The organism is Pseudomonas sp. SZ40, from assembly GCF_052958135.1.
In genome coordinates, this window is sequence record NZ_JBQWIF010000011.1 from 1 (window position 1) to 24,070 (window position 24,070).

Genomic DNA, 24,070 nt, shown 5'->3' on the forward strand with positions numbered 1-24,070 from the left:
GGCAGGGGCGGCTGGATTCGAACCAACGCATGCCAGGATCAAAACCTGGTGCCTTACCGCTTGGCGACGCCCCTGTAACGTATAACCGATGCTACGCATTCACTTCCTGGCCAGTTCTTGCAGCGTGCGGTGCAACATCGAAACGTTGGCACCCTGCGCGACAAAACTTGGCAGTGTGGCTGGAAGTTGGCGGGCGACTTTATCAGCATCGTCCTTGTTTGGGAAGCTCCCAAACACACAAGCTCCAGTGCCGGTCAATCTTGTTGGAACAAATTTGTTCAGCAAGATCAGTGCGTTACGAACAGCTGAGTAACGCTTCTCTACGACCGGCTGGCAGTCATTACGACCACCCCCCTCAAGAAGGCTGCGAACTTTAATGGGCGGCGTATCGCGTGTCAACTCAGGGTCGGAGAAAACTTCTGCTGTACTGACAAGCACTTGCGGCACGGCGACGAGAAACCAGGGCTCGGGCAGCTCCACGGGCGTGAGTTTCTCGCCGACACCTTCGGCGAATGCCGCACGGCCGCGCACGAATACCGGCACGTCGGCACCCAGGCTCAGGCCCAGTGCTGCCAGGCGATCCTCGCTGCAATCGAGCTTCCAGAGGTGAGCGAGGCCGAGCAGGGTCGTGGCGGCGTCCGAGCTGCCGCCACCGATGCCGCCGCCCATGGGCAGCCGCTTGTCCAGCCAGATGTCCGCACCCAGGTGCGTGCCGCTCTGTTGCTGCAACTGCCGCGCAGCCCGCACGATCAGGTTGCTGTCGTGGGGCACGCCCGCGATCTCGGTGTGCAGGCGAATGACGCCATCGTCGCGCAGGCTGAAGCCGAGCTGGTCCCCGTGGTCGAGGAACTGGAACAGGGTCTGCAGCTCGTGATAACCGTCTTCACGGCGGCCGAGAATGTGCAGCATCAGGTTGAGCTTGGCCGGAGCCGGCAGAATCAGCTCGGCGTGAGCAGGGATGGCGTGGGTCGTCATGGGAGCGATGGCTGGCGAGAGGGGATGAGAGAGCGCAGCAGGCTAACGTAGCCCGTGGCCCGGGTCGAGCGCGGCGATACCACGGGCAAGGTCCCGCGTAGCGCTGCGCGAATGCGTGATACCGCACTGAACCCTAGGAGCCGGCTTGCCGGCGATCAGGCTCAGCGCGCGACACGGCAATGCATCGCACGCTGATGGACAGGAAGGGTTACTGGCCGAGTTGGCGTGGTTGCCAGTCCTTGATCACCAGGGTCACCTGAATGTCGTGGCCTTCGAGGCGCAGGCGTTCGGGCAGCCAGTAGCCATTTTGCTCGGCATAGCGGGTGTAGCTCACTTCCCAGCCATCCTGGCTCAGCTGCGCCAGGCGGCTGTCTTTGTCGAGGGTCAGGCGGCTCTTGCTGTCCGGGGCGGGCAGGCCGCGGATCCACCAGAGCAGATGGGAAACCGGCAAGTTGAGGCCCAACTGCTGTTGCAGGAGTTCTTCAGGCGATTCGGCCTGGTAGCGGCCCTGGTTGGCGACTTCCAGCGTTACGTCACCCGGGCGCCCGGTGAGGCGTGCGGCGCCACGGCCGAGCGGGCCGGACAGGCGAATGTCGGCGTAATCCTGGCGTTGCAGCCAGAACAGCGTGCCGCTGCCGGAGTCACGCGGGGCGCGGATGCCGACCTTGCCGTTGATCTGCCAGCCGTCGAGGGTGCTGATCTGTTGCTTGTGCGCCTGCCAGCGTGCCGGGTTGCCCAGGCCCTGTTCCACCGCTTCACGGGTGGACAGGCCGGAACAGCCAGCGAGCAGGGTTACCAGAGCGAGTGCGAGTAGGGGGCGGAACTGCATCAAGGCCTCTCTGATCCGGTCAGGCGCAGCACGGTGCTGCGCAGGATTTCACTGTCGGGCTGTTCCTTCAGTGCGTCACGCCAGATCTTCCTGGCCTCGCGCTGCTTGTTCTGAGCCCACAGCGCTTCGCCCAGGTGGGCGGCGACTTCGTGGTCCGGGAAGCGTTCGAACGCCTGGCGCAGCAGTTTCTCCGCTTCGGCCAGGTTGCCCAGGCGGAAGTTGGCCCAGCCGAGGCTGTCGAGGATCGCCGGATCTTCGGGGTTGAGGTCGTGCGCCTGCTGGATCAGCTCCAGGCCTTCCTGATGGCGATCCGTGCGGTCGACCAGGGTGTAGCCCAGGGCGTTGAGCGCCATGGCGTTGTCCGGCTCACGGTCGAGGATGGTGCGCAGATCCTGTTCCAGCTGCTTCAGGTCGTTGCGCGGCTCGGCCAGCATGGCGCGGGTGTAAAGCAGGTTGAGGTCACCCGGGTATTGCGCCAGTGCCTGCTGGATCAGCGCCCAGGCCTTGTCCGGCTGGTTCTGCTTGGACAGCGATTCGGCTTCGATCAGGTACAGCTGCAGGGCATAGTCCGGCTCGCTGTCGCGCGCTTCGGCCAGGTGCCTGGAGGCTTCGGCGCCACGGCCGTTGGCGACCAGCAGATCGGTCATGCGCGCCTGGGCCGGCAGGTAATCGTTGCCGCCGCCGACCATGGAGTAGGCGAGCAGGGCTTCGTCCACATCACCCAGGGCTTCGTGGGCGCGACCGAGGTTGTACTGCGCCGGGTCGACGTGGGCATCGCGGGCCACCAGCTCTTCCAGGTAGACGATGGCTTCGCGCCAGGCTTCGGCTTCAAGGCACACCAGTGCCAGGGAGAAGCGCAGGTCGTCGTCTTCGGGAAACTGTTGCAGCAGCGAAGAGAATTCGCCACGCGCGTCGTCCATGCGGCCGAGTTCGACCAGCTGGCGGGCGTAGGTCAGGCGCAGGCGCTTGTCGCTGGGGTTCTGCTCCATGCCTTTCTTGAGCAGCGGCAGCGCTTCCTCGCCACGGCCCAGGCTCTGCAGCAGGCGCGCACGCAGCAGCAGTGGCACGGCCTGGTCCTGCTTGGCGTCGGTGTTCTCGAGCAGTTTCAGGGCTTCTTCGGGGCGGCCATCCTGCTGCAGCAGCAGGGCCTTGCCGAACAGCAACTGGCCGTCGTTCGGGTACTTGCCGAGCAGGCGGTCGAAGCTCTGCAGCAGGCCGGCGCGGGTGTCCGGATCGGTTTCCGCCGCCGACAGGGCGAGGAAGTCGAAATGGGTGTTGCCCTGGCGCTGCAGCACGCGCTCCATGTAGGTCATGGATTCGTCGTAGCGACCGGCACGCGCCAGCTGCACGGCAGCGGCACGCTGCGCGTCCACGTTGCTGGGGGCGTTCTTGGCCCAGACCAGCGAGGTTTCCAGCGCTTCTTCGTCGGCACCCAGGTATTCGGCGATGCGGAAGCCGCGCTCGGCGACGCCGGCATCCTGAGTCGAGTTGGCCTGCTGGACGTAGTTGCTCAGGGCGATGTCGAAGCGATTGCGCTGCCCCGCCAGTTCGGCAGTGAGCAGTGCCAGCAGGGTTTCCTGGCTGAACGAGCCGTACGCCTCGGGCGCCTCGGCCTGCGCTTGATTGCCCGGTTCTTCCACGGGCGCGGTGCCATCCGGAGCGGACGGCGCAAAAGTCTGGCAACCACCCAAAAAGGCAAGGGCGGTCAGCAACGCGATGGGTCTATTCATAGAGGAAATGCGACTAACCTGCGGTTTTGGCCATCATGACACAAGCCGTTGGGCAAGCCCATGGGCAGGCCGTGTGTCCTGGCGATGTGAGGTTGGACTGCCGAACCCGGGCAGTGTTGCATCGGATCAAAGACGCTCCCTTGCGGGGCAGCGAACTCGCCCACTGGTGAGGTGAGCCATGCCGTTGGTCGACTGCATATAGAGGTTAATCAGGCCCGTCGGGCTTCGGCGGGCATGCCCTGCCGGTGTGGCGGGTTGAGTAATTCTCATTGCCGGCGATCGATGTTGGCTATCGTCGCGATGCGGTGGGCAATGGTTGTCCTACCTCGACCGAAGTAGGACAATTGGCGGCTTCCACCCCCCTGTCAGCGACGTGCATGGCCTTTATCGCCCTCGGTATCAACCACAAGACCGCTTCGGTGGACGTCCGCGAGCGCGTGGCTTTTACCCCGGAGCAGCTGGTAGAGGCGCTGCAGCTGCTTTGCCGGCACACGCCGAGCCGTGAGGCGGCGATTCTGTCGACCTGCAATCGCAGCGAACTGTATCTGGAACAGGACGGCCCGGGCGTCGATGCGGTGCTTGGCTGGCTGGCCGATTACCACCATTTGAGCCTCGACGAGCTGCGAGCCTGTTCCTACGTTCACGAAGACGATGCGGCAGTTCGTCACATGATGCGTGTGGCGTCCGGCCTCGACTCCATGGTGCTGGGCGAACCGCAGATTCTCGGTCAGATGAAGTCGGCCTTCGCCGTGGCTCGTGAAGCCGGCACCCTCGGGCCGTTGCTGGGGCGTTTGTTCCAGGCCACCTTCAGTACCGCCAAGCAGGTGCGTACCGACACGGCCATCGGCGAGAACCCGGTATCGGTGGCGTTCGCCGCCGTGAGCCTGGCCAAGCAGATCTTCGCCGACCTGCATCGCAGCCAGGCGCTGCTGATCGGCGCGGGGGAGACCATCAGCCTGGTCGCCCGTCACCTTCACGATCAGGGGATCAAGCGAATCGTCGTGGCCAATCGTACGCTCGAGCGCGCCAGCAGCCTGGCCGAACAGTTCGGCGCCCATGCCGTGCTGCTTTCCGATATTCCCCAGGAACTGGCGCACAGCGATATCGTCATCAGTTCCACCGCCAGCCAGTTGCCGATTCTTGGCAAGGGCGCGGTGGAAAGTGCCCTCAAGCAGCGCAAGCACAAGCCGATCTTCATGGTCGACATCGCCGTGCCGCGCGACATCGAGCCTCAGGTCGGTGAGCTGGACGATGTCTATCTGTACACCGTCGACGACCTGCACGAAGTCATCGAGGAAAATCTCAAGAGCCGCCAGGGCGCAGCCCAGGCCGCCGAAGAGCTGGTCGCCGTCGGTGCCGATGATTTCATGGTGCGCCTGCGCGAGCTGGCCGCGGTGGATGTGTTACGCGCTTACCGGCAGCAGGCCGAGCGCCTGCGCGACGATGAACTGGCCCGTGCCCAGCGCATGCTCGCCAACGGTGCCGCCGCCGAAGACGTGCTGGCGCAACTGGCCCGCGGCCTGACCAACAAGTTGCTGCACGCGCCCAGCGTGCAATTGAAAAAATTCTCCGCCGACGGGCGCGCCGATGCGCTTGGCGTGGCCCAGGAACTCTTCGCCCTCGAAGAAGGCGCGTCGTCCAACAAAGGCATGCAATGAAAGCTTCGCTGATCAATAAACTCGACGTTTTGCAGGATCGTTTCGAAGAGGTCACGGCCCTGCTCGGTGATGCCGAAGTGATCGGCAACCAGAACCAGTTCCGCGCCTATTCCAAGGAATACGCCGAGATCGAACCGGTGATCATGGCGTTCCGCGAGTTCCGCAAGGTACAGGCCGATCTGGAGGGCGCCCAGGCGCTGCTCAAGGACAGCGACCCGGACATGCGCGAAATGGCCGAGGAAGAAGTCGACACCGCCAAGGCTCGCCTGCTCGAGCTGGAAGACAGCCTGCAGCGCATGCTGCTGCCCAAGGATCCCAACGACGGTCGCAACGTGTTCCTCGAAGTGCGTGCCGGCACCGGCGGTGACGAGGCGGCGATCTTCTCCGGCGATCTGTTCCGCATGTACTCGCGTTATGCCGAGAAGCAGGGCTGGCGCGTCGAGGTGCTGTCGGCCAACGAAGGTGAGCACGGCGGCTTCAAGGAAGTGATCGCCCGGGTCGAGGGCGACAACGTGTTCGCCAAGCTCAAGTTCGAATCCGGCGCGCACCGTGTGCAGCGCGTCCCGGAAACCGAGTCCCAGGGGCGCATTCATACGTCGGCCTGTACCGTGGCGGTGTTGCCCGAGCCGGACGAGCAGATGGCCATCGAGATCAACCCGGCCGACCTGCGCGTCGACACCTATCGCTCCTCGGGCGCCGGTGGTCAGCATGTCAACACCACCGATTCGGCGATCCGCATCACCCACATTCCCACCGGTACCGTGGTCGAGTGTCAGGAAGAGCGCTCGCAGCACAAGAACCGCGCGAAGGCCATGGCCTGGCTGGCGGCCAAGCTCAAGGACCAGCAGGACGCCGCCGCGCACAAGGAAATTTCCGACACGCGCAAGCTGCTGGTCGGTTCCGGTGACCGCTCCGAGCGTATCCGTACCTACAATTTCCCCCAGGGCCGGGTCACCGATCACCGCATCAACCTGACCCTGTATTCGCTCAACGAAGTGATCGCCGGTGGCGTCGACGCGGTGATCGAACCGCTGCTCGCCGAATACCAGGCCGACCAGTTGGCCGCGCTGAGCGATTGAGCCCCGAGTGGGCTTGAGGAAAGATGTCGTGGACGGTGCATACGTGATCGATAAATCTCCTGTAGGAGCCGGCTTGCCGGCGCTCATCGCGCGAACGACTTCGCTGGCAAGCGAGTTCCCACGAAAGGCGGTGCGTCATGGCTTCCATTGAGTCTCTATTGAACGCCGCCGAACTGCCGGACTCGCCCAGCGCCCGTGTGGATGCCGAGCTGTTGCTGGCCCATGCCCTTGGCAAGCCGCGCAGCTATCTGCGCACCTGGGCGGATCGTGAGGTCGAGGCCGACGCGGCTGGGCGATTCGCGGCCAGCCTGGCGCGCCGACGTGAGGGCGAGCCGGTGGCTTACATTCTTGGCCGACAGGGCTTCTGGAGCCTGGATCTGGACGTCGCGCCGCATACCCTGATTCCACGCCCCGATACCGAACTGCTGGTGGAAACCACGCTGGCGTTGCTGCCGGGCGGCCCGGCGCGGGTGCTCGACCTGGGCACCGGCAGCGGCGCCATCGCCCTGGCCCTGGCCAGCGAGCGCCCGGCCTGGCAGGTGACCGGCGTCGATCGGGTCGAGCAGGCCGTGGCCCTGGCGCAAGGCAATCGGGCGCGCCTCGGCCTGGACAACGCCGCCTTTTTATCCAGCCACTGGTTCGAAGGGCTGGGCGGCGAGCGCTATGCCGCGATCGTCAGCAACCCCCCCTATATCGCCAGTGACGACCGTCATCTGGGCGAGGGCGATGTGCGCTTCGAGCCGAGCAGCGCGCTGGTATCGGGCGTCGATGGGCTGGACGATATCCGTTCGATCATCGAGCAGGCGCCGGCGCATCTGATGGCTCCCGGCTGGTTGCTGCTCGAACATGGCTTCGATCAGGCCGAGGCGGTGCGTGCGTTGCTGAGCCAGCGCGGTTTTGCCGAGGTTCACAGCCGCCGCGATCTGGCCAGTCATGAACGCATCAGCCTGGGGCGGTGGCCGCATGAATGAACACTTGAGTGATGAAGAGCTGCTGCGCTACAGCCGGCAGATCCTGCTGTCGCAGGTCGATATCGACGGCCAGCTGCGGCTCAAGGGCAGCCGTGTGCTGATCGTCGGCCTCGGTGGGCTCGGTTCGCCGGTAGCGCTGTATCTGGCGGCGGCCGGGGTCGGTGAGCTGCACCTGGCGGATTTCGACAGCGTCGACCTGAGCAACCTGCAGCGGCAGATCGCCCACGACACCGCGAGCATCGGGCAGAGCAAGGTGGATTCGGCGCTGGCGCGGCTGGCGGCGATCAATCCGGGGATCCAGCTGCGTGCCCACCGCCAGGCGCTGGATGCGGACTCCCTGGCCGCAGCGGTGACGGCGGTCGATCTGGTACTCGACTGCTCGGACAACTTCACCACCCGCGAGGCGGTCAACGCGGCCTGTGTCGCGGCCCGCAGGCCGCTGGTCAGTGGCGCCGCGATCCGCCTGGAAGGGCAGTTGTCGGTGTTCGACCCGCGACGTGCCGACAGCCCCTGTTATCACTGCCTGTACGGCCATGGCAGCGAAGCCGAGCTGACCTGCAGCGAAGCCGGTGTGGCGGGCCCGCTGGTCGGCCTGGTCGGCAGCCTGCAGGCTCTCGAAGCGCTGAAGTTGCTGGCCGGTTTCGGTGAGCCACTGGTGGGGCGGTTGCTGCTGATCGATGCTTTCGGCTCGCGCTTTCGCGAGCTGCGGGTCAAGCGCGATCCGGGGTGTGCGGTCTGTGCGGGCAATGCCCATGAGTGAAGCGCCGATTGGGGTGTTCGATTCCGGTGTTGGCGGCCTCACCGTACTGCGCGAGATCCGCAGCCTGCTGCCGCAGGAGTCGCTGCTGTATGTGGCCGACAGTGGTCATGTGCCCTATGGCGAAAAGAGCGCCGAGTACATCCGCGAGCGTTGCCGCGCCATCGCCGAGTTCCTGCTGGCCCGCGAGGCCAAGGCGCTGGTGCTGGCCTGCAACACCGCGACCGTGGCCGGCGTCGCCGAACTGCGCTCGCTTTACCCGCACTTGCCCATCGTCGCCATGGAGCCTGCGGTGAAACCGGCTGCCGCTGCGACCCGTTCCGGCGTGGTCGGCGTGCTGGCGACGACCGGCACGCTGAAAAGCGCACGCTTCGCCGCGCTGCTCGACCAGTTCGCCAGCGATGTGCGGGTGGTCACTCAGCCCTGTCCAGGCCTGGTGGAGCTGATCGAAGCGGGAGAGCTGGACGATCCGCGGCTGCATGCGTTGCTGCGCGGCTATGTCGACCCACTGCTTGCCGAGGGCTGCGACACGCTGATTCTCGGCTGCACCCATTACCCTTTTCTCAAGCCCTTGCTGAGCCAATGGCTGGACCCGTCGATCAGCCTGATCGACACCGGCGCCGCCGTCGCCCGGCAACTGCAACGGTTGCTGGGGGAGAGAGGGTTGCTGGCTGCCGGCCCGGCAGCGCCAGACCGTTTCTGGTGCAGTGGCGATCCCGCGCTCATGCAGAACGTCATGCCGCGTTTGTGGGGCCATGCCGAACGGGTAAACGGCTTTTTCTGAACAGCCGGTCAGCCGCCGTCTGCCGACCCGCCATCGTTTTCACCTCTCCCCAAACGCTGCCGTGCAGGGCTCTAGCCCGGGGGCTGGCAGGCAGGCGCTGGAAACGCCCGTGGGCCAATGGCCATTAAATATTTTTAGAACAAATGGAACTTAGCTAAAGTCTGTAACTATAGTTTTCCCCGTGCCGCACTTAAAACAATCCGTGATCCCTATAAAAAGGATGTTTCCAATGAAGAAGCTGGTTGGCTTGGCCGCTGCAGTTGCGTTGTCTCTTGGCTCGGTAACAGCAGTTCAGGCCGCAGGTTTGACCTTTTCCGTGGGTCAGTCTGGTGATTCCACCATGGTTTACCGTCTCGGTGCTCAATTCGATTTCAACAGCCGCTGGTTCGAAAGCAGTGTCGGCCATCTGGGCGGCTACTGGGACGCCGGCTACACCTACTGGGAAGGTGACGACACGTCGACCAACCACAGTGTTTCCTTCGCACCGGTGTTCGTTTACGAGTTCGCCGGGCAGAACGTCAAACCCTACCTGGAAGCCGGTATCGGTGTGGCAGCGTTCTCCAGCACCAAACTCGAGTCCAATGACCTGGGTTCTTCGTTCCAGTTCGAAGATCGCATCGGCGCGGGCCTGCGTTTCGCCGGTGGTCATGAAGTCGGTATTCGTGCGATCCACTATTCCAACGCCGGCATCAAGAAGCCCAACGATGGCGTCGAGTCTTATGCCGTGCATTACCGTCTGAATTTCTAAGCGGCTTTCTCGCAATACCGGAACCGGGCCTCGCGCCCGGTTTTTTATGCTCGCCGCACGTTCACGGCCAGTTGGCTGACGTGCTGTCAGCGGTAGATGCTGGAAATGCCGCGACGCTCTTCCAGGCACTCGGGGGCGCCCAGTTCGAATTCGCGGCAGATCAATGGGCGCACCTCGTAGATGGTGCAGCGCATGGTGTCGCGATCCAGGGCCGCGCACCAGCCGTCATCCAGACGGCGCATCACCTCGCCGCCCCAGTCATCGTTGTCGATGAAACGCTCCGGCACGCCGGTATCGGTGATCAGCATGACTTCCAGCTGACAGCAGCAGGCCGCGCAGGTGCTGCAGCTGACCTCGGTGCTTTCGGGAATCTGCGTGTGGGGGATGTAGTGGTTGGCGCTCATCGGCGTAGTTTACGCCAGGTGCCGTCGCAAGGCGTGGGTTCAAGCCGAGTGGTTGTTCGCTGCATGCAGTCGGGCGAAGCCATGCAGCACCGGCAGCATGGCCGCCCACATCAGTGCCAGCAGAATCAGGGTGGCAGCGCTGCCATAAGGGAAGTTCACGCCATCGAGGCTGGCTGCCGCGTAATAGTGCAGCGGCGCGAGGCAGGCGCCCAGCAGGCTGGCGCGCCACCAGGGGCGAGCGGTCCAGGCCAGGCAATGGCACAGGGTGCTGCCGAGCAGCAGCCAGGTCAGGGCCAGCCAGAGGGGAATCAACTGGCGCGGTTCGCCGAAGTCGAACAGGCCGAACTGCAGCAGAAAGCTGTCCACCGCACTGCCGAACAGGAACACGCTCACCAGCAGCTTGCCTTCGCGTTGCCAGCTGCCGATATGCAGCAGGTGCACCAGCATGATCACTGCCACCAACCACAACCAGAGGCCGCCGCCAGCTATGCAGGCGAACCAGCCGATGGCGAAGAGCAGCGCGTTGAGCAGGTTTCTGGGCACCGAGAATTTCCGATAGTCGCGATAAATCAGCCGCTGATGGCAGCGACGGCTGTGCAAGAACGGCGATGGTGCCTTCGTGGCGGGCTGCGCTGCAACCGCCCCGGTGGTTTCATTACGTGTCGCGGTCCTTGCGGGCCAGCCATTTGCCGAGTGCCAGTTGCAACCGGGCGGGCAGCCGGCCGAGCAGGCCCAGTGCAGCGATGAACGGGCCGGGGAAGGCGATTTCCAGCGGGCGAGCGTCGAGTCTGTCGGCGATGTGATTGGCGGCTTTGCCCACGGACCAGCGCATGGGCATGGGAAAATCGTTGTTCTCGGTCAGCGGCGTATCGACGAAGCCGGGGCTGACCACGGTGACGGCGATGCCTTCCTGGGCGAGGTCCACGCGCAGGGACTCGAGCAGATAACGCAACGCCGCCTTGGATGCACCGAAGGCACCGGCGCCAGGCAGCGGCACGTAGGTGACCGCGCTGGCCACGCCGACCAGGTGCGCCGACTCGGCCTGGCGCAGCAACGGTAGTGCCGCGACGATGCAGTGGCTGGCCGAGAACAGGTTGGTGCGCATTACCCGCTCCACCGTGTCTGCTTCGAAGTTGCTGGCATCGATGTACTCGCAGGTGCCAGCGTTGAGAATCGCGCAGTCCAGTGCGCCCCACTGTTCGGTGAGGTGGGCGGCAATGGCGTTGACCTCGGCGGTTTCATTGAGGTCGCCGGGCAACACCAGTACCTGGTCAGGAAAACGTGCCGCCAGGGCCCGCAGCGGTTCTTCACGGCGTGCACTCAGGGCCAGGCGATGACCATCACGCAGCAAGCGTTCCGCCAGGGCATGACCGATGCCACTGCTGGCACCGGTGAGCCAGATCCGCTTGCTGAAGGCGCTCATGCGAGCTCGCTGGCCGAGGGCAGGTTCTTGAACGCGTCCAGAGCGCGCTGGCGACTGGCGCGCAGGTCGACGATCGGCAATGGGTAGTCCGGGCCGCTGCCGAACAGGCCTTTCTGCCCCTTGCTACCGGCGTGCGGGTCGTGAATCGCCTTGTCGCTGAGTTTGGCCAGTTCCGGCAGCCAATGGCGGATGAAACGGCCATCCGGGTCGAAACGCTGGGACTGGCTCACCGGATTGAAGATGCGGAAGTAGGGCACCGAGTCGGTGCCGGTCGAGGCACTCCACTGCCAGCCGCCGTTGTTGGCGGCGAGGTCGCCGTCGATCAGGTGGCGCATGAAGAAGCGCTCGCCCTCGCGCCAATCGATCAGCAGGTTCTTGGTCAGGAACATCGCCACCACCATACGCAGGCGGTTGTGCATCCAGCCGGTTTCCAGCAACTGGCGGATCGCCGCGTCGATGATCGGGATGCCGGTGCGGCCTTCCTGCCAGGCCTGCAGATCCTTGCCGGCGTCACGCCAGGGCAGGGCTTCGGTCTCCGGGCGGAAGGCTCGGTGCATGGAGACCCGTGGGTAGCCGACCAGAATGTGGTGGTAGAACTCCCGCCAGATCAGCTCGTTGACCCAGGTGACGGCACCCTGATTGCCGCTTTCGAACTCGCCCTGGTTGTTGTTCAACGCCGTGTGCAGGCACTGACGCGGCGAGACCACGCCCGCCGCCAGGTAGGCGGACAGTTGGCTGGTACCGGGGCGTGCGGGAAAGTCGCGGTTGTCGTGATAGTCCTCGATCCATTCATCGGCGAAGCGCTGCAGGCGTTCACGAGCGACCTGCTCGCCGGCCGGCCAGGTATCGCGCAGCGCCTGGCTTGGCGTTTCGAAGCCGGCAACGCTGTCCGGCACCTGGTCGGCGTCGATGTTCAGCTTCGTCTGGGCTTTCGGCAATGCCACCAGGGGCGGCAGCGCACTGTGCAGGCGCTGGTAACAGACGCCACGGAACTGGCTGTAGACCTTGAAGTAGGTGCCCGTGCGAGTCAGTACGCTGCCGGGCTTGAACAGCAGGCGGTCGAGGTGGCTGTGGAAGTGGACGCCCAGCTCATCCAGCGCGGCGGCGACATCCCGGTCACGGCGGGCCTCGTTGACGCCGTATTCCTCGTTGGCGTGCACGGCAGAGGCTTCCAGTTCCTGCGCCAGTTTACCGAGTACCTCTGGCGCGGCGCTCCATCGATCCGCCTCGCGAATCAGCAGCGGCACGTTGAGGCGCTGCAGTTCCAACCTCAGTTCGGCCAGGTTGCGCAGCCAGAAATCCACCTTGCTCGGTGCATCGTCGTGCTGGCGCCACTGAGCCGGGCTGAGCAGGAACACCGCGACCGTAGGCCCGGCCTGCATGGCTGCGGCCAGCGCGCTGTTGTCGGTGACGCGCAGGTCGGTTCGAAACCACATCAGTTGCAACATGAGTTGTCCTATTCGAGCAGATGGCGATCGGCGAGCGTCTGCAGCGCTGCCAGCGGATCGGCCATGAAGGTAATGTCTGCGCCCGGTGGCGCACTGGCGATCAGTCGCTCACCACGTGCCGGGTCTTGCACCCCGACCAGCAGGCAGGGAATGCCGTGGTCGCCGAGCCAGTGATGCAGTGATGACTCGGCGTCGGGGTTGGCGTCCGCCTCGCAGAACAGCAGCAGGGCGCGGGGTTGCAGGCGGGCGATGGCCAAGGGCAGCTCGCTGGGCGGAATCGGCCCGTCGAAGGCGTCGACCGGGCAGCCGGCGGTGCCGATCAGCCAGGCGCACAGCCACAGCTGCGGCGACATCGGCACCTGGCAGAGATTGATCAGCAGCAGCGGCTTGCCACTGTGCTGACGGTTGTCGTGGTAGACCCGTGCGCCGAGCTTGCTGCGCAACCAGCTGTGCAGGAACAGCCGTTCGGTCTTCGCGCCGGGGCGCTGCGGCCAGCGTTCTTCGAGGGTTATCAGCAGCGGCAGGAGCAGGTGCTGGCAGAGAATCTGTGGCGGATAGAGCGACAGTTCGGCGTTGAAGCGTTCGTCCAGCTGACGCTCGTCGAGCAGGTGGATGGCGTGGCACAGCTGTTCACGTTTTTCCTGCCATTGCGACGCCTGGTCGGCGGGCAGCGGCTGATCCGCTCGCAACAGGCCCTTGACCTGGCCGACCGATACGCCGCGATTGAGCCAGCCGAGTACGGCCCGGATGGTCTGCACCTGCTCCGGGGAGTACAGGCGGTGACCCTTGGCGGTGCGGTGCGGGACGATCAACCCGTAACGGCGCTCCCAGGCGCGCAGGGTGACCGGATTCACGCCGGTCAGGCTGGCGACGTCGCGGATCGGCAGGTAGCCGTCGGCGATGGCGTCGCGATACGTCTCGGCACCTGGCTCGGCAGAGGTCTGCTGGTTCATAGGGCGTTCCGCAGGCTGAGGTTTTCCGGGTGCGGCTGCAGGTACACCTGCTGGGCGATGTAGCTGTCGGGGTGTTGCCGGAAGTGGTGCTTGAGCAGTGTCAGCGGCACCACCAGCGGCACGATGCCTTGCCGGTACTGACCGATCAGCTGCTGCATTTCCTGTTTTTCTCCGGCGCTCAGGGAGCCCTTCAGGTAGCCGCTCAGGTGTTGCAGCACGTTGGCGTGCGTACCGCGTGTCGCGCAGCGTTTCAGTGCGATCATCAGCTCGCCGATGTAGTGCTCGGCCAGGCTGGGCAGATCCTGCCCGGACATGTCGCCGAGCAGGCGGCCGAGGCGTTTGTAGCGCAGTGGATCGGTGGCCATCAGCAGGTACTTGTGGCGGGCATGGAACTCGATCAGCTTGCCGCGGCTCAGGCCGGACTGGCAAAGCGCCTGCCACTGCGCGTAGGTGAATGCCCGGGTCAGGAAGTTCTCGCGCAGCACCGGGTCGTTGAGCCGGCCATCCTCCTCGATGGGCAGGTTCGGGTGGCGCTCGCACAGCACGGCGGTGTACAGGCCACGACCTTTCGGCTCGCTGGGGTGACCGTTGTCCTGATAGACCTTGACCCGCTCCAGGCCACAGGACGGCGACTGCTGCATGACGATGTAGCCGCAGATTGGCGGCAGATCGGCAGCCACCTGCTCGCCATAGGCGGTCAGCGCCTCGGTGTGATCCTTGTCGGGGTGCACGGTGCCCACGGCGCGGGGTGATGCCGGGTCGCCGACCAGGCGGATCGGCTCGCGCGGCGTACCCAGGCCGATGGCGACTTCGGGGCAGAAGGGGACGAACTCGAAATAGTCGCGCAACTGATCCAGGCACAGCCTGGAGGCCTTGTGGCCGCCGTTGTAGCGTACTTCGGCGCCGAGCAGGCAGGCACTGACACCAAGCTTGGGTTTTTCGCGGTGGAGCGGGCTGACGGGCATGGCGCACCTTCGAGAATGTGCTTGTACAAGGATTTATTTTTGTACAAGTTTCATTTCATCTTAAGCGCGATCTTGTACAAGTCAAATGCTGTGTACAGCCTCAACCCGATACAGGACCAACGGGCGGCGTTTCAACGCCAGCCCATCTTCCAGTTGTCGGCATCCTGAAGAACGCGCCAGTCGATGCGCTGGGCACGCTTGCTGAGCACGGCCTGCAGCTCGACTTCCAGCACCGTGCCTTCTTCGTCGCAGAACAGTTCGGTGACCAGAAAGTGCTTTTCGCGGTTCTGTGGCGTGGCTGCCGTCCACTTGGACAGCAGCAGCTTGCGCGGGGTGAGGCGATGCCTGGCGGTGTTCATTGATTGTGCGCGATCAGTTTGCGGGCCACTTCCTGGCCGCTGAGCCAGGCGCCTTCGACCCGGCCGGACAGGCACCAGTCGCCGCAGGCGTAGAGGCCCAGATCGGCATCGGCCAGGGCACCCAGTTGATGGGCCGCCGCCGGCCGGGCGTACAGCCAGCGATGGGCCAGGCTGAACACCGGGGCCGGTACGGCGCAGCCGATCATTTCCGCGAAGGCGCCATGCAGGCGCTCGATCACCTGCTCCTTGGACAGATCCAGATGTTGGCGGCTCCAACTGCTGCTGGCGTGCAGCACCCAGGTGTCCAGGGTGGTATCGCGGCCCGGTTTGCTGCGATTGCGTGCCGTCCAGTCGAGTACCTCATCCTGCACGAAGCAGCCTTCCAGAGGCGTCTTCAGCGGTTCTTCGAAGGCCAGCGCCACCGCCCAGGTCGGCTCCATGCTGACTCCCGCCACCGTTCCGGCGAGCTTGGGTGCGGCTGCCAACAGGGCACTGGCCTGGGGCGCCGGGGTGGCGATGACGACGTGGCTGAACGGCCCGTGGCTTTCGCCATCCGCATCGAGCAGATGCCAATGTTGTTCGCCGCGAAACACCTCGGTGATGCGGCAGGAGAACTTCACCGGCAGGGCGCCGAGCATGGCGCGGGTGATGGCGCTCATGCGCGGTTTGCCGACCCAGCGTATCTGCTCGTCTGCCGACGGGCTGAGCGAACCGTTGGCGTACTGGTAGAGGCTGGGAGTCCATTCCTCGACCCAGCCGCGGGCCTGCCACTGCTGAACGGCAGCGGCGAAGCGACGGTCTCGGGCGGTGAAGTACTGAGCGCCCAGGTCCAGGGCGCCAGCGTCGCTGCGCTTGCTGGCCATGCGGCCGCCGCTGCCGCGACTCTTGTCGAACAATTGCACCGGGTATCCGGCGGCATGCAGGGCCTCTGCCGCGGACAGGCCGGCGATGCCAGTACCTATGATGGCGATGGGGGCTGTGCTGGTCATGTCTACCTCACGTGCTGTCGGGCTGTCGCAACTGCATGTCGACAGGCCGCTGGGCCCCAAGGCTACGCCTTGGACATGGCTCATACAATGTACAATTGATGTATAAGCTTATGTCCGGTCGGCCAGTATCCGCAGCCAGGGCATCTATTCTTCAGAATAGGCGCGGGCGGCAATAGTTTCCCCGTTTCTGTCGACGGTCTGTTCCGAGGTGCGATTCGCCCTCTGTCAGCAGCGTCGAATTCCGGAGCACAAACAGTGAGGAATCTGCCATGCATATCCTGATCACCGGCGGTACTGGTCTGATCGGCCGCGCGCTTTGTCACCAGTGGATCGAACAGGGGCATCGACTGACCGTGTGGAGTCGTCGCCCGGAGCAGGTGGCCATGCTCTGCGGTACTCGCGTACGGGGTGTCGGACGGCTCGAGGATATCGGCGACGAGCCACTGGATGCCGTGGTCAATCTGGCTGGCGCGCCGATCGCCGACCGCCCGTGGAGCAAGGCACGCAAGCAACTGCTGTGGGAAAGCCGCATTCAACTGACCGAGCGCCTGCTGGCCTGGCTGCAGAGCCGTGAGCAGAAACCGGCCGTGCTGTTGTCCGGCTCGGCTGTTGGCTGGTATGGCGACAGTGGCGAGCACATCGTCGACGAGCAGTCGCCGTCGGGCGCCGATTTCGCCGCGCAGCTGTGCGTGGCCTGGGAAGACACCGCGCAGCAGGCCGAGGCCATGGGCATTCGCGTGATCCTGCTGCGCACCGGCCTGGTGCTGGCGAAGCAGGGTGGCATTCTCAAGCGCATGGTCACGCCATTTCGCTTCGGGCTGGGCGGCCGTATCGGCGGTGGCCGCCAATGGATGCCGTGGATTCATATCGCCGACCAAATCGCCCTGATTGATTTTCTCTTGCAGCAGGAGCAGGCGCGCGGTCCCTATAATGCCTGCTCGCCGCACCCGGTACGCAACGGCGAATTCGCCAGCGAGCTCGGCCATGCCGTGCACCGGCCCGCCATCGTGCCGCTACCGGCCTTTGCGCTGCGCGCCGGCCTGGGTGAGATGTCGCTGCTTCTGCTGGGTGGCCAGCACGCCCTGCCGGTCAGGGCGCAGGAGGTCGGCTTCGAATTTCGTTTCACTCATCTGGACGTGGCTCTGGTGGATTTGCTGAGCCTTCATTAACAGGATGACATTGCATGACCGATCACGCCTTACTACTGGTCAACCTCGGCTCACCGGCCTCAACCGACGTCGCGGATGTCAGGAGTTATCTCAACCAGTTCCTGATGGACCCTTATGTGGTCGATCTGCCGTGGCCGCTGCGGCGGTTGCTGGTGTCGCTGATTCTGATCCGCCGCCCGGCGCAGTCGGCCCATGCCTACGCATCGATCTGGTGGCCGGATGGTTCGCCGCTGATCGTGCTCAGCAAGCGTCTGCAGGAGGCGATGAAAAGCCAGTGGACCCATGGGCCGGTCGAGCTGGCCATGCGCTATGGCGAGCCCTCGCTGGAAACCGTGCTGACCCGCCTTGCCAGCCAGGGCATCGAGCAGGTCACCCTGGCGCCGCTGTATCCGCAGTTCGCCGACAGCACCACCACGACCGTGATCGAAGAGGCCAAGCGCGTGGTGCGCGAGCGTAAGTTGCCGATCCGTTTCGCCATCCTGCAGCCATTCTTCGACGATCCCGACTACCTCGACGCCCTGGCCGAGAGTGCCCGGCCTTATCTGCAGAAGGATTTCGATCACCTGCTGCTGAGCTTCCACGGCTTGCCGGAACGTCACATCCGCAAGCTGGTGAAGCACATCGACCCGAAGCACGACCTGCGTCGGCCTGACAGCGTGGGGGTCAGCGACGAGGTGCTGGCGCGCTGTTACCGCAGCCAGTGTCAGCGCACCGCCGAGGCGTTCGCTGCGCGCATGGGGTTGCGGCCCGAGCAGTGGTCGGTGTCGTTCCAGTCGCGGCTCGGCAAGGACAAGTGGATCGAGCCCTACACCGAAGCGCGCCTCGACGAGCTGGCCGCTCAAGGCGTCAAGAAGCTGCTGGTGATGTGCCCAGCCTTCGTTGCCGACTGCATCGAGACCCTGGAGGAGATTGGTGATCGCGGCCGCGAGCAGTTCGTGGAAGCGGGGGGCGAGAGCCTGGAACTGGTGCCTTGCCTGAACGACCACCCGGACTGGGCGGCGGCACTCAAGCGGCTTTGCGAGCGAGCCCCGCAAAGCATGGTGTAAGGCCACGCGCCCGGCTGCTGGAGCCGGGCGCGATGGTGCTCAGCGCTTAGATATCTGGCGCGTCTTCCGCGCTCTTCTTCTTCCAGCCATCGTTGCCCGGCAGGATCAGATTCAGGGCGATGGCGACGATGGCGCACAGGGCGATGCCCTTCAGGCCGAAGTCGTCCGGGCCGTCACCGGTGCCGATCAGTACGCCACCGATACCGAACACCAGGGTCACCGAGACGATCACCAGGTTGCGCGCCTCGCTGAGGTCGACGCTATGGCGGATCAGGGTGTTCATGCCTACCGCGGCGATGGAGCCGAACAGCAGGCAGAGGATGCCGCCCATCACCGGTACCGGAATGCTCTGCAGGATGGCGCCGAACTTGCCGATGAAGGCCAGGGTGATGGCGAAGATCGCCGCCCAGGTCATGATCTTCGGGTTGTAGGCCTTGGTCAGCATCACCGCGCCGGTGACTTCCGCGTAGGTGGTATTGGGCGGGCCGCCGAACAGGCCGGCTGCCGACGTGGCCAGACCGTCACCGAACAGGGTGCGGTGCAGGCCCGGCTTCTTCAGGTAGTTCTTGCCGGTGACGCTGCCCACCGCGATGACGCCGCCGATGTGCTCGATGGCCGGAGCCAGGGCCACCGGTACGATGAACAGAATCGCCTGCCAGTTGAAGGCCGGTGCGGTGAAGGCCGGCACCGCCAGCCAGGGCGCGTCGGCAACATGGCTGAGGTCGAGGGCGCCGAAGTAGATCGACAGGGCGAAGCCCACCAGAATGCCGGAGATGATCGGCACCAGACGGAAGATGCCGCGCCCGAAGACGGCGACGATCAGGGTGGTCAGCAGGGTCGGCATGGAAATCCACATCGCCGTGCTGTAGGGCAGCAGTACGCTGCCGTCACCGGCTTTGCCCATCGCCATGTTGGCGGCGATCGGTGCCATGGCCAGGCCGATGGAAATGATCACCGGGCCGATCACCACCGGTGGCAGCAGGCGGTCGATGAAACCGGTGCCCTTGATCTTCACGGCCAGGCCGAGAAAGGTGTAGACGAAGCCGGCCGCGACCACGCCGCCCATGGTTTCCGCCAGGCCGAACTGGCCCTTGGCGAGAATGATCGGGGTGATGAACGCAAAGCTCGACGCCAGGAAAACCGGTACCTGACGGCCCGTGACGATCTGGAACAGCAGGGTGCCCAGGCCCGCGGTGAACAGTGCCACGTTGGGATCGAGGCCGGTGATCAGCGGCATCAGCACCAGGGCGCCGAAAGCCACGAAGAGCATCTGCGCACCGGACAGCACCTGACGCCACAACGGATCGTTGAATTCGTCGCGCATCGATCAGGCGTCCTTCTGCTTGGTGCCGAAGATCTTGTCGCCGGCATCACCCAGCCCGGGGATGATGTAGCCATGTTCGTTGAGACGCTGGTCGATGGAGGCGGTGTAGATCTTCACGTCCGGGTGGGCTTCGTTGACCGCCTTGATGCCCTCGGGCGCAGCGACCAGCACCATGGCGCGGATTTCCTTGCAGCCGGCCTTCTTCAGCAGATCGATGGTGGCGACCATCGAGGCGCCGGTGGCCAGCATCGGATCGATGATCATCGCCAGACGCTCGTTGATTTCCGGTACCAGCTTCTCCAGGTAGGTGTGCGCCTGCAGGGTTTCCTCGTTGCGCGCCACGCCGACGGCGCTGACCTTGGCACCCGGGATCAGGCTGAGCACGCCGTCGAGCATGCCGATACCGGCACGCAGGATCGGCACCACGGTGATCTTCTTGCCGGAGATCTTCTCGACCTGCACGGGGCCTGCCCAGCCCGCGATCTCGTAGTTTTCCAGCGGCAGATCCTTGGTCGCCTCGTAAGTGAGCAGGGCACCCACTTCCTGGGCCAGTTCGCGGAAATTCTTGGTACTGATATCCGCGCGGCGCATGAGGCCGATCTTGTGGCGAATCAGCGGATGGCGGATCTCGAGGACTGGCATTGCGGGGTCTCCGGCAAAAATGGGCAAAAAACACGCTAGATTAAAGCATTGCACTGCGCTGTGGGCGCTGCGGATGTGGAACTTTTTACAATCGGCGAATAAGGGCCCTGCCACTGGTCGAGCGTATCCGTGGATGCTTGCGCCTCACCCGGCGGATGGGTAACGTTGCCGCCTTTTTTCTGACCCGGTGATCAGCTCTTGCGCCGGAGCCATCCATAACCGTGCGGATCGATGCCCGCAGAGCCAGGGTTCTGCCCACCATCGCCGCCAACGAGGACATGACATGCCCGCCGATCTCGCTCACATCCGCCAAGTAATGGCCGAAGCCGACTGCCTGTACAGCGAAGCCGAGGTGGAAGCCGCCATCGCCCGTGTCGCCGTGGCCATCAACGCCGAGCTGGCCGACCGCAACCCGGTGGTGTTCTGCGTGATGAATGGCGGGCTGATCTTCTCCGGCAAGCTGTTGACCAAGCTCGACTTCCCTCTGGAGGCGTCCTACCTGCACGCCAGCCGCTACCGCAACCAGACCAGTGGCGGCGAGCTGTTCTGGAAGGCCAAGCCGGAAGTCTCGTTCATCGACCGCGATGTGCTGATCATCGACGACATCCTCGACGAAGGGCACACCCTGGGCGCGATCATCGACTTCTGCCATCACGCGGGCGCGGCCAACGTGCACACCGCCGTGCTGATCGACAAGGATCACGACCGCAAGGCGCGCCCCGATCTCAAGGCCGACTACGTGGGCCTGCCGTGCGTCGACCGCTATATCTTCGGTTACGGCATGGACTACAAGGGCTATTGGCGCAATGCGCCGGGGATCTATGCGGTGAAGGGACTCTAAGCAGTCTGTGTGAACACTACTGCGCTCGGTCACACGGCCTGTAAGCCCCCGCTTATTCGCTGGCGCCTGATCGCCAGCTCTCGCAGATCGCCCGGGCGCGAGGCAGATCCCGGGCATAGCTCAGGCGGCCGTGGGCATTCTGCAGGCCGGCACGGCGCAGCTTCAGGCGCAGCGACGGCGAGGCACCGCTGACGACCAGGGAGATGCCGTGCTTGCGGTACTCCAGCACGATGCTGTGCAGTGCCGCGAGTGCGGTCATGTCGAGCATCGGCACGCCGCTGACATCGAGAATCACCACCCGGATATGCGCATCGAGGCGGCGCAGGGCGCCCAGCGTGCGCTCCGCTGCGCCGAAGAACAGCGGGCCGCGAATGGCCAGGGCCTGTACATGCTCCGGCAGGTCACTCAGGGCCTGATGGCTGTGCCGTGGCAAGTTGCGCGTGTCGGTCAGTTCGCTCATGCGCTTGATGAACAGCCCGGCGGCCAGCAACAGGCCGACGCCGACCGCCAGCACCATGTCGAACAGCACCGTGAGCAGCAGGCAGGTCAGCAGCACCAGCACGTCGCTGCGTGGCGCGATGCGCAGGGTGTGCGCCACATGATGGGCCTCGCTCATGTTCCAGGCCACCATCAGCAGCAGGGCGGCCAGCGCGGCCATCGGCAGGTAGCTGAACAGGGGAGCGAGAAACAGGATCGCCGCCAATACCACGGCCGCGTGAATGATGGCTGCCAGGGGCGAGCAGGCGCCGGCTCTCACGTTGGCGGCGCTGCGGGCGATGGCCGCGGTTGCGGTGATACCGCCGAACAGTGGCGCGACCAGGTTGCCGATGCCCTGGCCGAGCAATTCGGCATTGGGGTCGTGCTTGCTGCCGGTCATGCCATCGGCGACCACGGCGCAGAGCAGCGATTCGATGGCTCCGAGCATGGCGATGGCGAACGCAGGGGCCAGCAACTGGCGGATCAGCTCGAAGGACAGAACCAGAGGCTGACCATCGGCGCCAGGCAGATGCCAGGGCCAGGCGAAGGTTGGCAGAAAGGGTGGAATGCCGGGGTAGCTGACGCCGTCGACGACGTAGCTGAAACGCTCGCCCAGGGTCGCCACCGGCAGACCGCCTCGCTCCAGCAGCAGGCCCAGCAGCGCACCGACCGTCAGTGCCACCAGATGCCCGGGGATGCGCGGCACCAGCCGTGGCCACAACAGCAACACGCCCAGGCAGGCCAACGCCACCAGACTGTCGCCCAGGTGGATGCCGGGCAGGGCCCGGAACAGCAGCTGCAATTGCTCCACGTAGTGGCTCGGCTGCCCGCTCAGTTGCAGGCCGAGCAAGTCCTTGATCTGCAGCGTGGCGATGACGATGCCGATACCGGCGGTGAAGCCGAGGGTGACCGGATAGGGCACGAACTCGATCAGGCGGCCGGCCTTGAGCAAGCCCAGGGTGATCAGGATCAGCCCGGCCAGCATGGTGCACAGCAACAGGCCGCCGATGCCGAACTGCCCGGTGATCGGCAGCAGAATCACCACGAAGGCTGCGGTGGGACCGGAGATGTTGAAACGCGAACCACCACACAGGGCGATCAGCGGCGCTGCCACCAGCACGGTGTAGAGGCCATGTTGCGGCGCCACGCCGACGGCGATCGCCAGGGCCATGGCCAGCGGGATGGCGATGATGCCCACCGTGAGGCCGGCGCTCAGGTCGCCACGCAGGCTGGCCCAGGAGTAACCGCGCAGGCTCTGGCGACAAGCGGCGAACAGGGTGGGCATCGTGGCACTTCCTGGCAACGGGTGATGGTTCAGCGCAAGCCGCCGGGCCTTGGCGCGGTCGTGCTGATCGGTCGGTAGAACCTGATCATGCGCCAGTATAGGAGCGGGCGGGAGGAGTGGTTGTTGACTTAGGTCGCGTACCGCTCGCGTCGGGCGGGTGATAGGGGCTGTGACCGATCCGCACGACCGCCCTACGGGATGGACCGCCTGCGTTGAGCGTGTGCGGCGCCGGGGTTACACTGCCCGCCCCGTGTGGTCTGGTTTGCTGGAGTGAGCGATGCGTAAAGACAAGAAGCAGGTGATTGGCGACGAAGTGAGCGACGAGCAGATCAAGCTGTTTCTCGCCGTGGAACCGGCTGATGCCACGCCGCCCTCGCTGCACAAGCTGGTCAAGGCCTACCGTGGCCTGCGTGACCACGATTTCGAGCGTTTCGTGGGGTTCTTCGTCGAAGCCGGCTATGACCTCGATGCCAAGGATGCCGACGGTAACGACTTCGTCGCGCTGATCAGGGATCAGCGTCAGTCCGAACCTTACATCCAGGCGATCGAAGCCGCGCGCGGCTGATCGCTGGCGGGTGACGGTGTCCTGCCGCCACCCGTTCCGATCGACTGGCGGCTAATCGCCGCGTTTGCTGTCGATCCTGTTCAGACGGTTGCCCTCGAAACGCAGAAAGTAGTTCATGCCGTTGCGCGGGCCGTAATTCCATTCCTCTATCTGCACTTCATGGGTGAAGCCGTAGCTGTCGGTCTGGTCCTTGTAGCCGATGAACGCGCGGTTGTTCGGTTCGCCGCATTTGGACTGGACTTCGGCGGTACTGTCGCCGGTGCTCGCCAGCGCGTTACCGCAGCGCCAGGTCGCCGCGTTGGCGGTGCCGGCCAGAAGCATCAGCAGGGTGCAGGAGATCAGTGTCTTCATAGTCGTCATTGCTGGCGTTTGCGCTCGATGCGCGTCAGCCGGTTGCCCTCGAAAGTCAGGATGGTGAACATACCGTTGCTGGGCTCGTAGGCCCATTCCTCGATATTCGTTTCGCGCCTGTCGTAGCCGCCCAGGGTGTAGCCGACAGGGTCGCGGAACGCCGGCTCGCCGCATTTCTGCATCACCTCGAAGGTGCGATCGCCGAGGTTCACCAGCTTGCTGCCGCAGCGCAGGGTGTCGGCCTGGCTCAGCAGTGGGGCGGCGCAAAGCGCCAGCATCAGACCCAGTCGTTTCATGT

At 64.7% G+C, this 24,070-nt stretch carries 26 protein-coding genes and 1 tRNA gene; 10 read left to right on the plus strand and 17 right to left on the minus strand.

What is annotated here, in order from left to right:
- Nucleotides 1-2: 2 nt before the first annotated feature.
- From ACT9T4_RS10975 to ACT9T4_RS10990, 4 genes are all read right to left on the minus strand, one after another.
- Nucleotides 3-74: transfer RNA gene (locus ACT9T4_RS10975), tRNA-Gln, on the minus strand.
- Between the two features lie 25 nt (nucleotides 75-99).
- A complete protein-coding gene (ispE, locus tag ACT9T4_RS10980; protein WP_499116955.1) occupies nucleotides 100-975 on the minus strand; it encodes a 4-(cytidine 5'-diphospho)-2-C-methyl-D-erythritol kinase in 876 nt (291 codons plus the stop codon).
- A 208-nt stretch (nucleotides 976-1,183) separates the two neighbouring features.
- A complete protein-coding gene (gene lolB, locus ACT9T4_RS10985) occupies nucleotides 1,184-1,804 on the minus strand; it encodes a lipoprotein insertase outer membrane protein LolB (protein ID WP_499116957.1) in 621 nt (206 codons plus the stop codon).
- Entirely contained in the window at nucleotides 1,804-3,534 is a 1,731-nt protein-coding gene (locus ACT9T4_RS10990) for a tetratricopeptide repeat protein (RefSeq protein ID WP_042556219.1), read from the minus strand. Before ACT9T4_RS10990 ends, lolB begins: the two co-directional genes overlap by 1 nt.
- Nucleotides 3,535-3,911: 377 nt before the next feature.
- Between ACT9T4_RS10990 and hemA the strand changes: the two genes are divergently transcribed.
- The 6 genes from hemA (at nucleotide 3,912) to ACT9T4_RS11020 (ending at nucleotide 9,531) form a co-directional block, all read left to right on the plus strand.
- Entirely contained in the window at nucleotides 3,912-5,192 is a 1,281-nt protein-coding gene (hemA, locus tag ACT9T4_RS10995) for a glutamyl-tRNA reductase (RefSeq protein WP_042556220.1), read from the plus strand.
- Complete coding sequence (prfA, locus tag ACT9T4_RS11000) at nucleotides 5,189-6,271, plus strand: peptide chain release factor 1 (RefSeq protein ID WP_042556221.1); 1,083 nt, start codon at nucleotides 5,189-5,191, stop codon at nucleotides 6,269-6,271. The genes hemA and prfA overlap by 4 nt, the downstream gene beginning before the upstream one ends.
- A 137-nt stretch (nucleotides 6,272-6,408) precedes the next feature.
- A complete protein-coding gene (gene prmC, locus ACT9T4_RS11005; RefSeq protein ID WP_042556222.1) occupies nucleotides 6,409-7,242 on the plus strand; it encodes a peptide chain release factor N(5)-glutamine methyltransferase in 834 nt (277 codons plus the stop codon).
- Nucleotides 7,235-8,002 carry a molybdopterin-synthase adenylyltransferase MoeB gene (locus tag ACT9T4_RS11010; protein ID WP_042556223.1) on the plus strand — a complete coding sequence of 256 codons (768 nt, stop codon included), beginning with the start codon at nucleotides 7,235-7,237 and terminating at the stop codon, nucleotides 8,000-8,002. The genes prmC and ACT9T4_RS11010 overlap by 8 nt, the downstream gene beginning before the upstream one ends.
- On the plus strand, nucleotides 7,995-8,783 hold the full coding sequence (gene murI, locus ACT9T4_RS11015) for a glutamate racemase (protein WP_042556224.1): 789 nt from the start codon (nucleotides 7,995-7,997) through the stop codon (nucleotides 8,781-8,783). Before ACT9T4_RS11010 ends, murI begins: the two co-directional genes overlap by 8 nt.
- Before the next feature lie 229 nt (nucleotides 8,784-9,012).
- A complete protein-coding gene (locus ACT9T4_RS11020; RefSeq protein WP_042556225.1) occupies nucleotides 9,013-9,531 on the plus strand; it encodes an acyloxyacyl hydrolase in 519 nt (172 codons plus the stop codon).
- Nucleotides 9,532-9,617: 86 nt separating this feature from the next.
- On the opposite strand, the gene ACT9T4_RS11025 is transcribed toward ACT9T4_RS11020, so the two are convergent.
- The 8 genes from ACT9T4_RS11025 to ACT9T4_RS11060 form a co-directional block, all read right to left on the minus strand.
- Complete coding sequence (locus ACT9T4_RS11025) at nucleotides 9,618-9,935, minus strand: YkgJ family cysteine cluster protein (protein WP_042556226.1); 318 nt, start codon at nucleotides 9,933-9,935, stop codon at nucleotides 9,618-9,620.
- 39 nt (nucleotides 9,936-9,974) lie between these two features.
- Entirely contained in the window at nucleotides 9,975-10,478 is a 504-nt protein-coding gene (locus tag ACT9T4_RS11030) for a DUF2878 domain-containing protein (RefSeq protein WP_179539008.1), read from the minus strand.
- 112 nt (nucleotides 10,479-10,590) lie between these two features.
- Nucleotides 10,591-11,358 carry an SDR family NAD(P)-dependent oxidoreductase gene (locus ACT9T4_RS11035; protein ID WP_179539007.1) on the minus strand — a complete coding sequence of 256 codons (768 nt, stop codon included), beginning with the start codon at nucleotides 11,356-11,358 and terminating at the stop codon, nucleotides 10,591-10,593.
- Entirely contained in the window at nucleotides 11,355-12,803 is a 1,449-nt protein-coding gene (gene phrB, locus ACT9T4_RS11040; protein WP_499117066.1) for a deoxyribodipyrimidine photo-lyase, read from the minus strand. The genes ACT9T4_RS11035 and phrB overlap by 4 nt, the downstream gene beginning before the upstream one ends.
- 11 nt (nucleotides 12,804-12,814) lie before the next feature.
- Entirely contained in the window at nucleotides 12,815-13,759 is a 945-nt protein-coding gene (locus ACT9T4_RS11045) for a MerR family transcriptional regulator (RefSeq protein ID WP_499116962.1), read from the minus strand.
- The gene (locus ACT9T4_RS11050) at nucleotides 13,756-14,724 is read right to left on the minus strand and encodes a YbgA family protein (protein WP_499116964.1); all 969 of its coding nucleotides are present in this window, start codon (nucleotides 14,722-14,724) and stop codon (nucleotides 13,756-13,758) included. Before ACT9T4_RS11050 ends, ACT9T4_RS11045 begins: the two co-directional genes overlap by 4 nt.
- A gap of 131 nt (nucleotides 14,725-14,855) precedes the next feature.
- Nucleotides 14,856-15,083 carry a TIGR02450 family Trp-rich protein gene (locus ACT9T4_RS11055; RefSeq protein WP_042556230.1) on the minus strand — a complete coding sequence of 76 codons (228 nt, stop codon included), beginning with the start codon at nucleotides 15,081-15,083 and terminating at the stop codon, nucleotides 14,856-14,858.
- A complete protein-coding gene (locus ACT9T4_RS11060; RefSeq protein ID WP_042556231.1) occupies nucleotides 15,080-16,072 on the minus strand; it encodes an NAD(P)/FAD-dependent oxidoreductase in 993 nt (330 codons plus the stop codon). Before ACT9T4_RS11060 ends, ACT9T4_RS11055 begins: the two co-directional genes overlap by 4 nt.
- 269 nt (nucleotides 16,073-16,341) lie before the next feature.
- On the opposite strand from ACT9T4_RS11060, the gene ACT9T4_RS11065 reads away from it, so the two are divergent.
- Together ACT9T4_RS11065 and hemH are read left to right on the plus strand one after the other, a co-directional pair.
- Nucleotides 16,342-17,241 carry a TIGR01777 family oxidoreductase gene (locus ACT9T4_RS11065; protein ID WP_499116966.1) on the plus strand — a complete coding sequence of 300 codons (900 nt, stop codon included), beginning with the start codon at nucleotides 16,342-16,344 and terminating at the stop codon, nucleotides 17,239-17,241.
- 14 nt (nucleotides 17,242-17,255) lie between these two features.
- Nucleotides 17,256-18,287, plus strand: coding sequence for a ferrochelatase (gene hemH / locus ACT9T4_RS11070; RefSeq protein WP_042556233.1), 1,032 nt, complete (start codon nucleotides 17,256-17,258; stop codon nucleotides 18,285-18,287).
- 46 nt (nucleotides 18,288-18,333) lie between these two features.
- Here the strand turns inward: hemH and ACT9T4_RS11075 are convergent, their stop codons facing one another.
- Nucleotides 18,334-19,611 (minus strand): uracil-xanthine permease family protein, encoded by a 1,278-nt coding sequence (locus tag ACT9T4_RS11075; protein ID WP_499116968.1) that lies wholly within the window; start codon nucleotides 19,609-19,611, stop codon nucleotides 18,334-18,336.
- A gap of 3 nt (nucleotides 19,612-19,614) precedes the next feature.
- Complete coding sequence (gene upp, locus ACT9T4_RS11080; RefSeq protein ID WP_042556235.1) at nucleotides 19,615-20,253, minus strand: uracil phosphoribosyltransferase; 639 nt, start codon at nucleotides 20,251-20,253, stop codon at nucleotides 19,615-19,617.
- A gap of 283 nt (nucleotides 20,254-20,536) precedes the next feature.
- Here upp and ACT9T4_RS11085 point away from each other — a divergent pair, with 283 nt between their 5' ends.
- Complete coding sequence (locus tag ACT9T4_RS11085) at nucleotides 20,537-21,094, plus strand: hypoxanthine-guanine phosphoribosyltransferase (protein WP_042556236.1); 558 nt, start codon at nucleotides 20,537-20,539, stop codon at nucleotides 21,092-21,094.
- A 52-nt stretch (nucleotides 21,095-21,146) separates the two neighbouring features.
- Here ACT9T4_RS11085 and dauA read toward each other — a convergent pair whose 3' ends face one another.
- Complete coding sequence (gene dauA, locus ACT9T4_RS11090) at nucleotides 21,147-22,856, minus strand: C4-dicarboxylic acid transporter DauA (RefSeq protein WP_499116971.1); 1,710 nt, start codon at nucleotides 22,854-22,856, stop codon at nucleotides 21,147-21,149.
- A gap of 277 nt (nucleotides 22,857-23,133) precedes the next feature.
- Between dauA and ACT9T4_RS11095 the strand changes: the two genes are divergently transcribed.
- Nucleotides 23,134-23,421 carry a PA4642 family protein gene (locus ACT9T4_RS11095; RefSeq protein WP_042556238.1) on the plus strand — a complete coding sequence of 96 codons (288 nt, stop codon included), beginning with the start codon at nucleotides 23,134-23,136 and terminating at the stop codon, nucleotides 23,419-23,421.
- A gap of 51 nt (nucleotides 23,422-23,472) precedes the next feature.
- On the opposite strand, the gene ACT9T4_RS11100 is transcribed toward ACT9T4_RS11095, so the two are convergent.
- Both ACT9T4_RS11100 and ACT9T4_RS11105 read right to left on the minus strand, forming a co-directional pair.
- The gene (locus ACT9T4_RS11100; protein ID WP_419761293.1) at nucleotides 23,473-23,772 is read right to left on the minus strand and encodes a DUF2845 domain-containing protein; all 300 of its coding nucleotides are present in this window, start codon (nucleotides 23,770-23,772) and stop codon (nucleotides 23,473-23,475) included.
- A 5-nt stretch (nucleotides 23,773-23,777) separates the two neighbouring features.
- On the minus strand, nucleotides 23,778-24,068 hold the full coding sequence (locus ACT9T4_RS11105) for a DUF2845 domain-containing protein (RefSeq protein ID WP_042556240.1): 291 nt from the start codon (nucleotides 24,066-24,068) through the stop codon (nucleotides 23,778-23,780).
- Nucleotides 24,069-24,070: the final 2 nt, after the last annotated feature.

What these genes read in the sequence shown, in the direction of transcription:
- ispE (WP_499116955.1), bottom strand. Translation starts at nt 975, where the DNA reads ATGACGACCCACGCCATCCCTGCTCACGCCGAGCTGATTCTGCCGGCT.
- lolB (WP_499116957.1), bottom strand. Translation starts at nt 1,804, where the DNA reads ATGCAGTTCCGCCCCCTACTCGCACTCGCTCTGGTAACCCTGCTCGCT.
- ACT9T4_RS10990 (WP_042556219.1), bottom strand. Translation starts at nt 3,534, where the DNA reads ATGAATAGACCCATCGCGTTGCTGACCGCCCTTGCCTTTTTGGGTGGT.
- hemA (WP_042556220.1), top strand. Translation starts at nt 3,912, where the DNA reads ATGGCCTTTATCGCCCTCGGTATCAACCACAAGACCGCTTCGGTGGAC.
- prfA (WP_042556221.1), top strand. Translation starts at nt 5,189, where the DNA reads ATGAAAGCTTCGCTGATCAATAAACTCGACGTTTTGCAGGATCGTTTC.
- prmC (WP_042556222.1), top strand. Translation starts at nt 6,409, where the DNA reads ATGGCTTCCATTGAGTCTCTATTGAACGCCGCCGAACTGCCGGACTCG.
- ACT9T4_RS11010 (WP_042556223.1), top strand. Translation starts at nt 7,235, where the DNA reads ATGAATGAACACTTGAGTGATGAAGAGCTGCTGCGCTACAGCCGGCAG.
- murI (WP_042556224.1), top strand. Translation starts at nt 7,995, where the DNA reads ATGAGTGAAGCGCCGATTGGGGTGTTCGATTCCGGTGTTGGCGGCCTC.
- ACT9T4_RS11020 (WP_042556225.1), top strand. Translation starts at nt 9,013, where the DNA reads ATGAAGAAGCTGGTTGGCTTGGCCGCTGCAGTTGCGTTGTCTCTTGGC.
- ACT9T4_RS11025 (WP_042556226.1), bottom strand. Translation starts at nt 9,935, where the DNA reads ATGAGCGCCAACCACTACATCCCCCACACGCAGATTCCCGAAAGCACC.
- ACT9T4_RS11035 (WP_179539007.1), bottom strand. Translation starts at nt 11,358, where the DNA reads ATGAGCGCCTTCAGCAAGCGGATCTGGCTCACCGGTGCCAGCAGTGGC.
- ACT9T4_RS11045 (WP_499116962.1), bottom strand. Translation starts at nt 13,759, where the DNA reads ATGAACCAGCAGACCTCTGCCGAGCCAGGTGCCGAGACGTATCGCGAC.
- ACT9T4_RS11050 (WP_499116964.1), bottom strand. Translation starts at nt 14,724, where the DNA reads ATGCCCGTCAGCCCGCTCCACCGCGAAAAACCCAAGCTTGGTGTCAGT.
- ACT9T4_RS11055 (WP_042556230.1), bottom strand. Translation starts at nt 15,083, where the DNA reads ATGAACACCGCCAGGCATCGCCTCACCCCGCGCAAGCTGCTGCTGTCC.
- ACT9T4_RS11060 (WP_042556231.1), bottom strand. Translation starts at nt 16,072, where the DNA reads ATGACCAGCACAGCCCCCATCGCCATCATAGGTACTGGCATCGCCGGC.
- ACT9T4_RS11065 (WP_499116966.1), top strand. Translation starts at nt 16,342, where the DNA reads ATGCATATCCTGATCACCGGCGGTACTGGTCTGATCGGCCGCGCGCTT.
- hemH (WP_042556233.1), top strand. Translation starts at nt 17,256, where the DNA reads ATGACCGATCACGCCTTACTACTGGTCAACCTCGGCTCACCGGCCTCA.
- ACT9T4_RS11075 (WP_499116968.1), bottom strand. Translation starts at nt 19,611, where the DNA reads ATGCGCGACGAATTCAACGATCCGTTGTGGCGTCAGGTGCTGTCCGGT.
- upp (WP_042556235.1), bottom strand. Translation starts at nt 20,253, where the DNA reads ATGCCAGTCCTCGAGATCCGCCATCCGCTGATTCGCCACAAGATCGGC.
- ACT9T4_RS11085 (WP_042556236.1), top strand. Translation starts at nt 20,537, where the DNA reads ATGCCCGCCGATCTCGCTCACATCCGCCAAGTAATGGCCGAAGCCGAC.
- dauA (WP_499116971.1), bottom strand. Translation starts at nt 22,856, where the DNA reads ATGCCCACCCTGTTCGCCGCTTGTCGCCAGAGCCTGCGCGGTTACTCC.
- ACT9T4_RS11095 (WP_042556238.1), top strand. Translation starts at nt 23,134, where the DNA reads ATGCGTAAAGACAAGAAGCAGGTGATTGGCGACGAAGTGAGCGACGAG.
- ACT9T4_RS11100 (WP_419761293.1), bottom strand. Translation starts at nt 23,772, where the DNA reads ATGAAGACACTGATCTCCTGCACCCTGCTGATGCTTCTGGCCGGCACC.
- ACT9T4_RS11105 (WP_042556240.1), bottom strand. Translation starts at nt 24,068, where the DNA reads ATGAAACGACTGGGTCTGATGCTGGCGCTTTGCGCCGCCCCACTGCTG.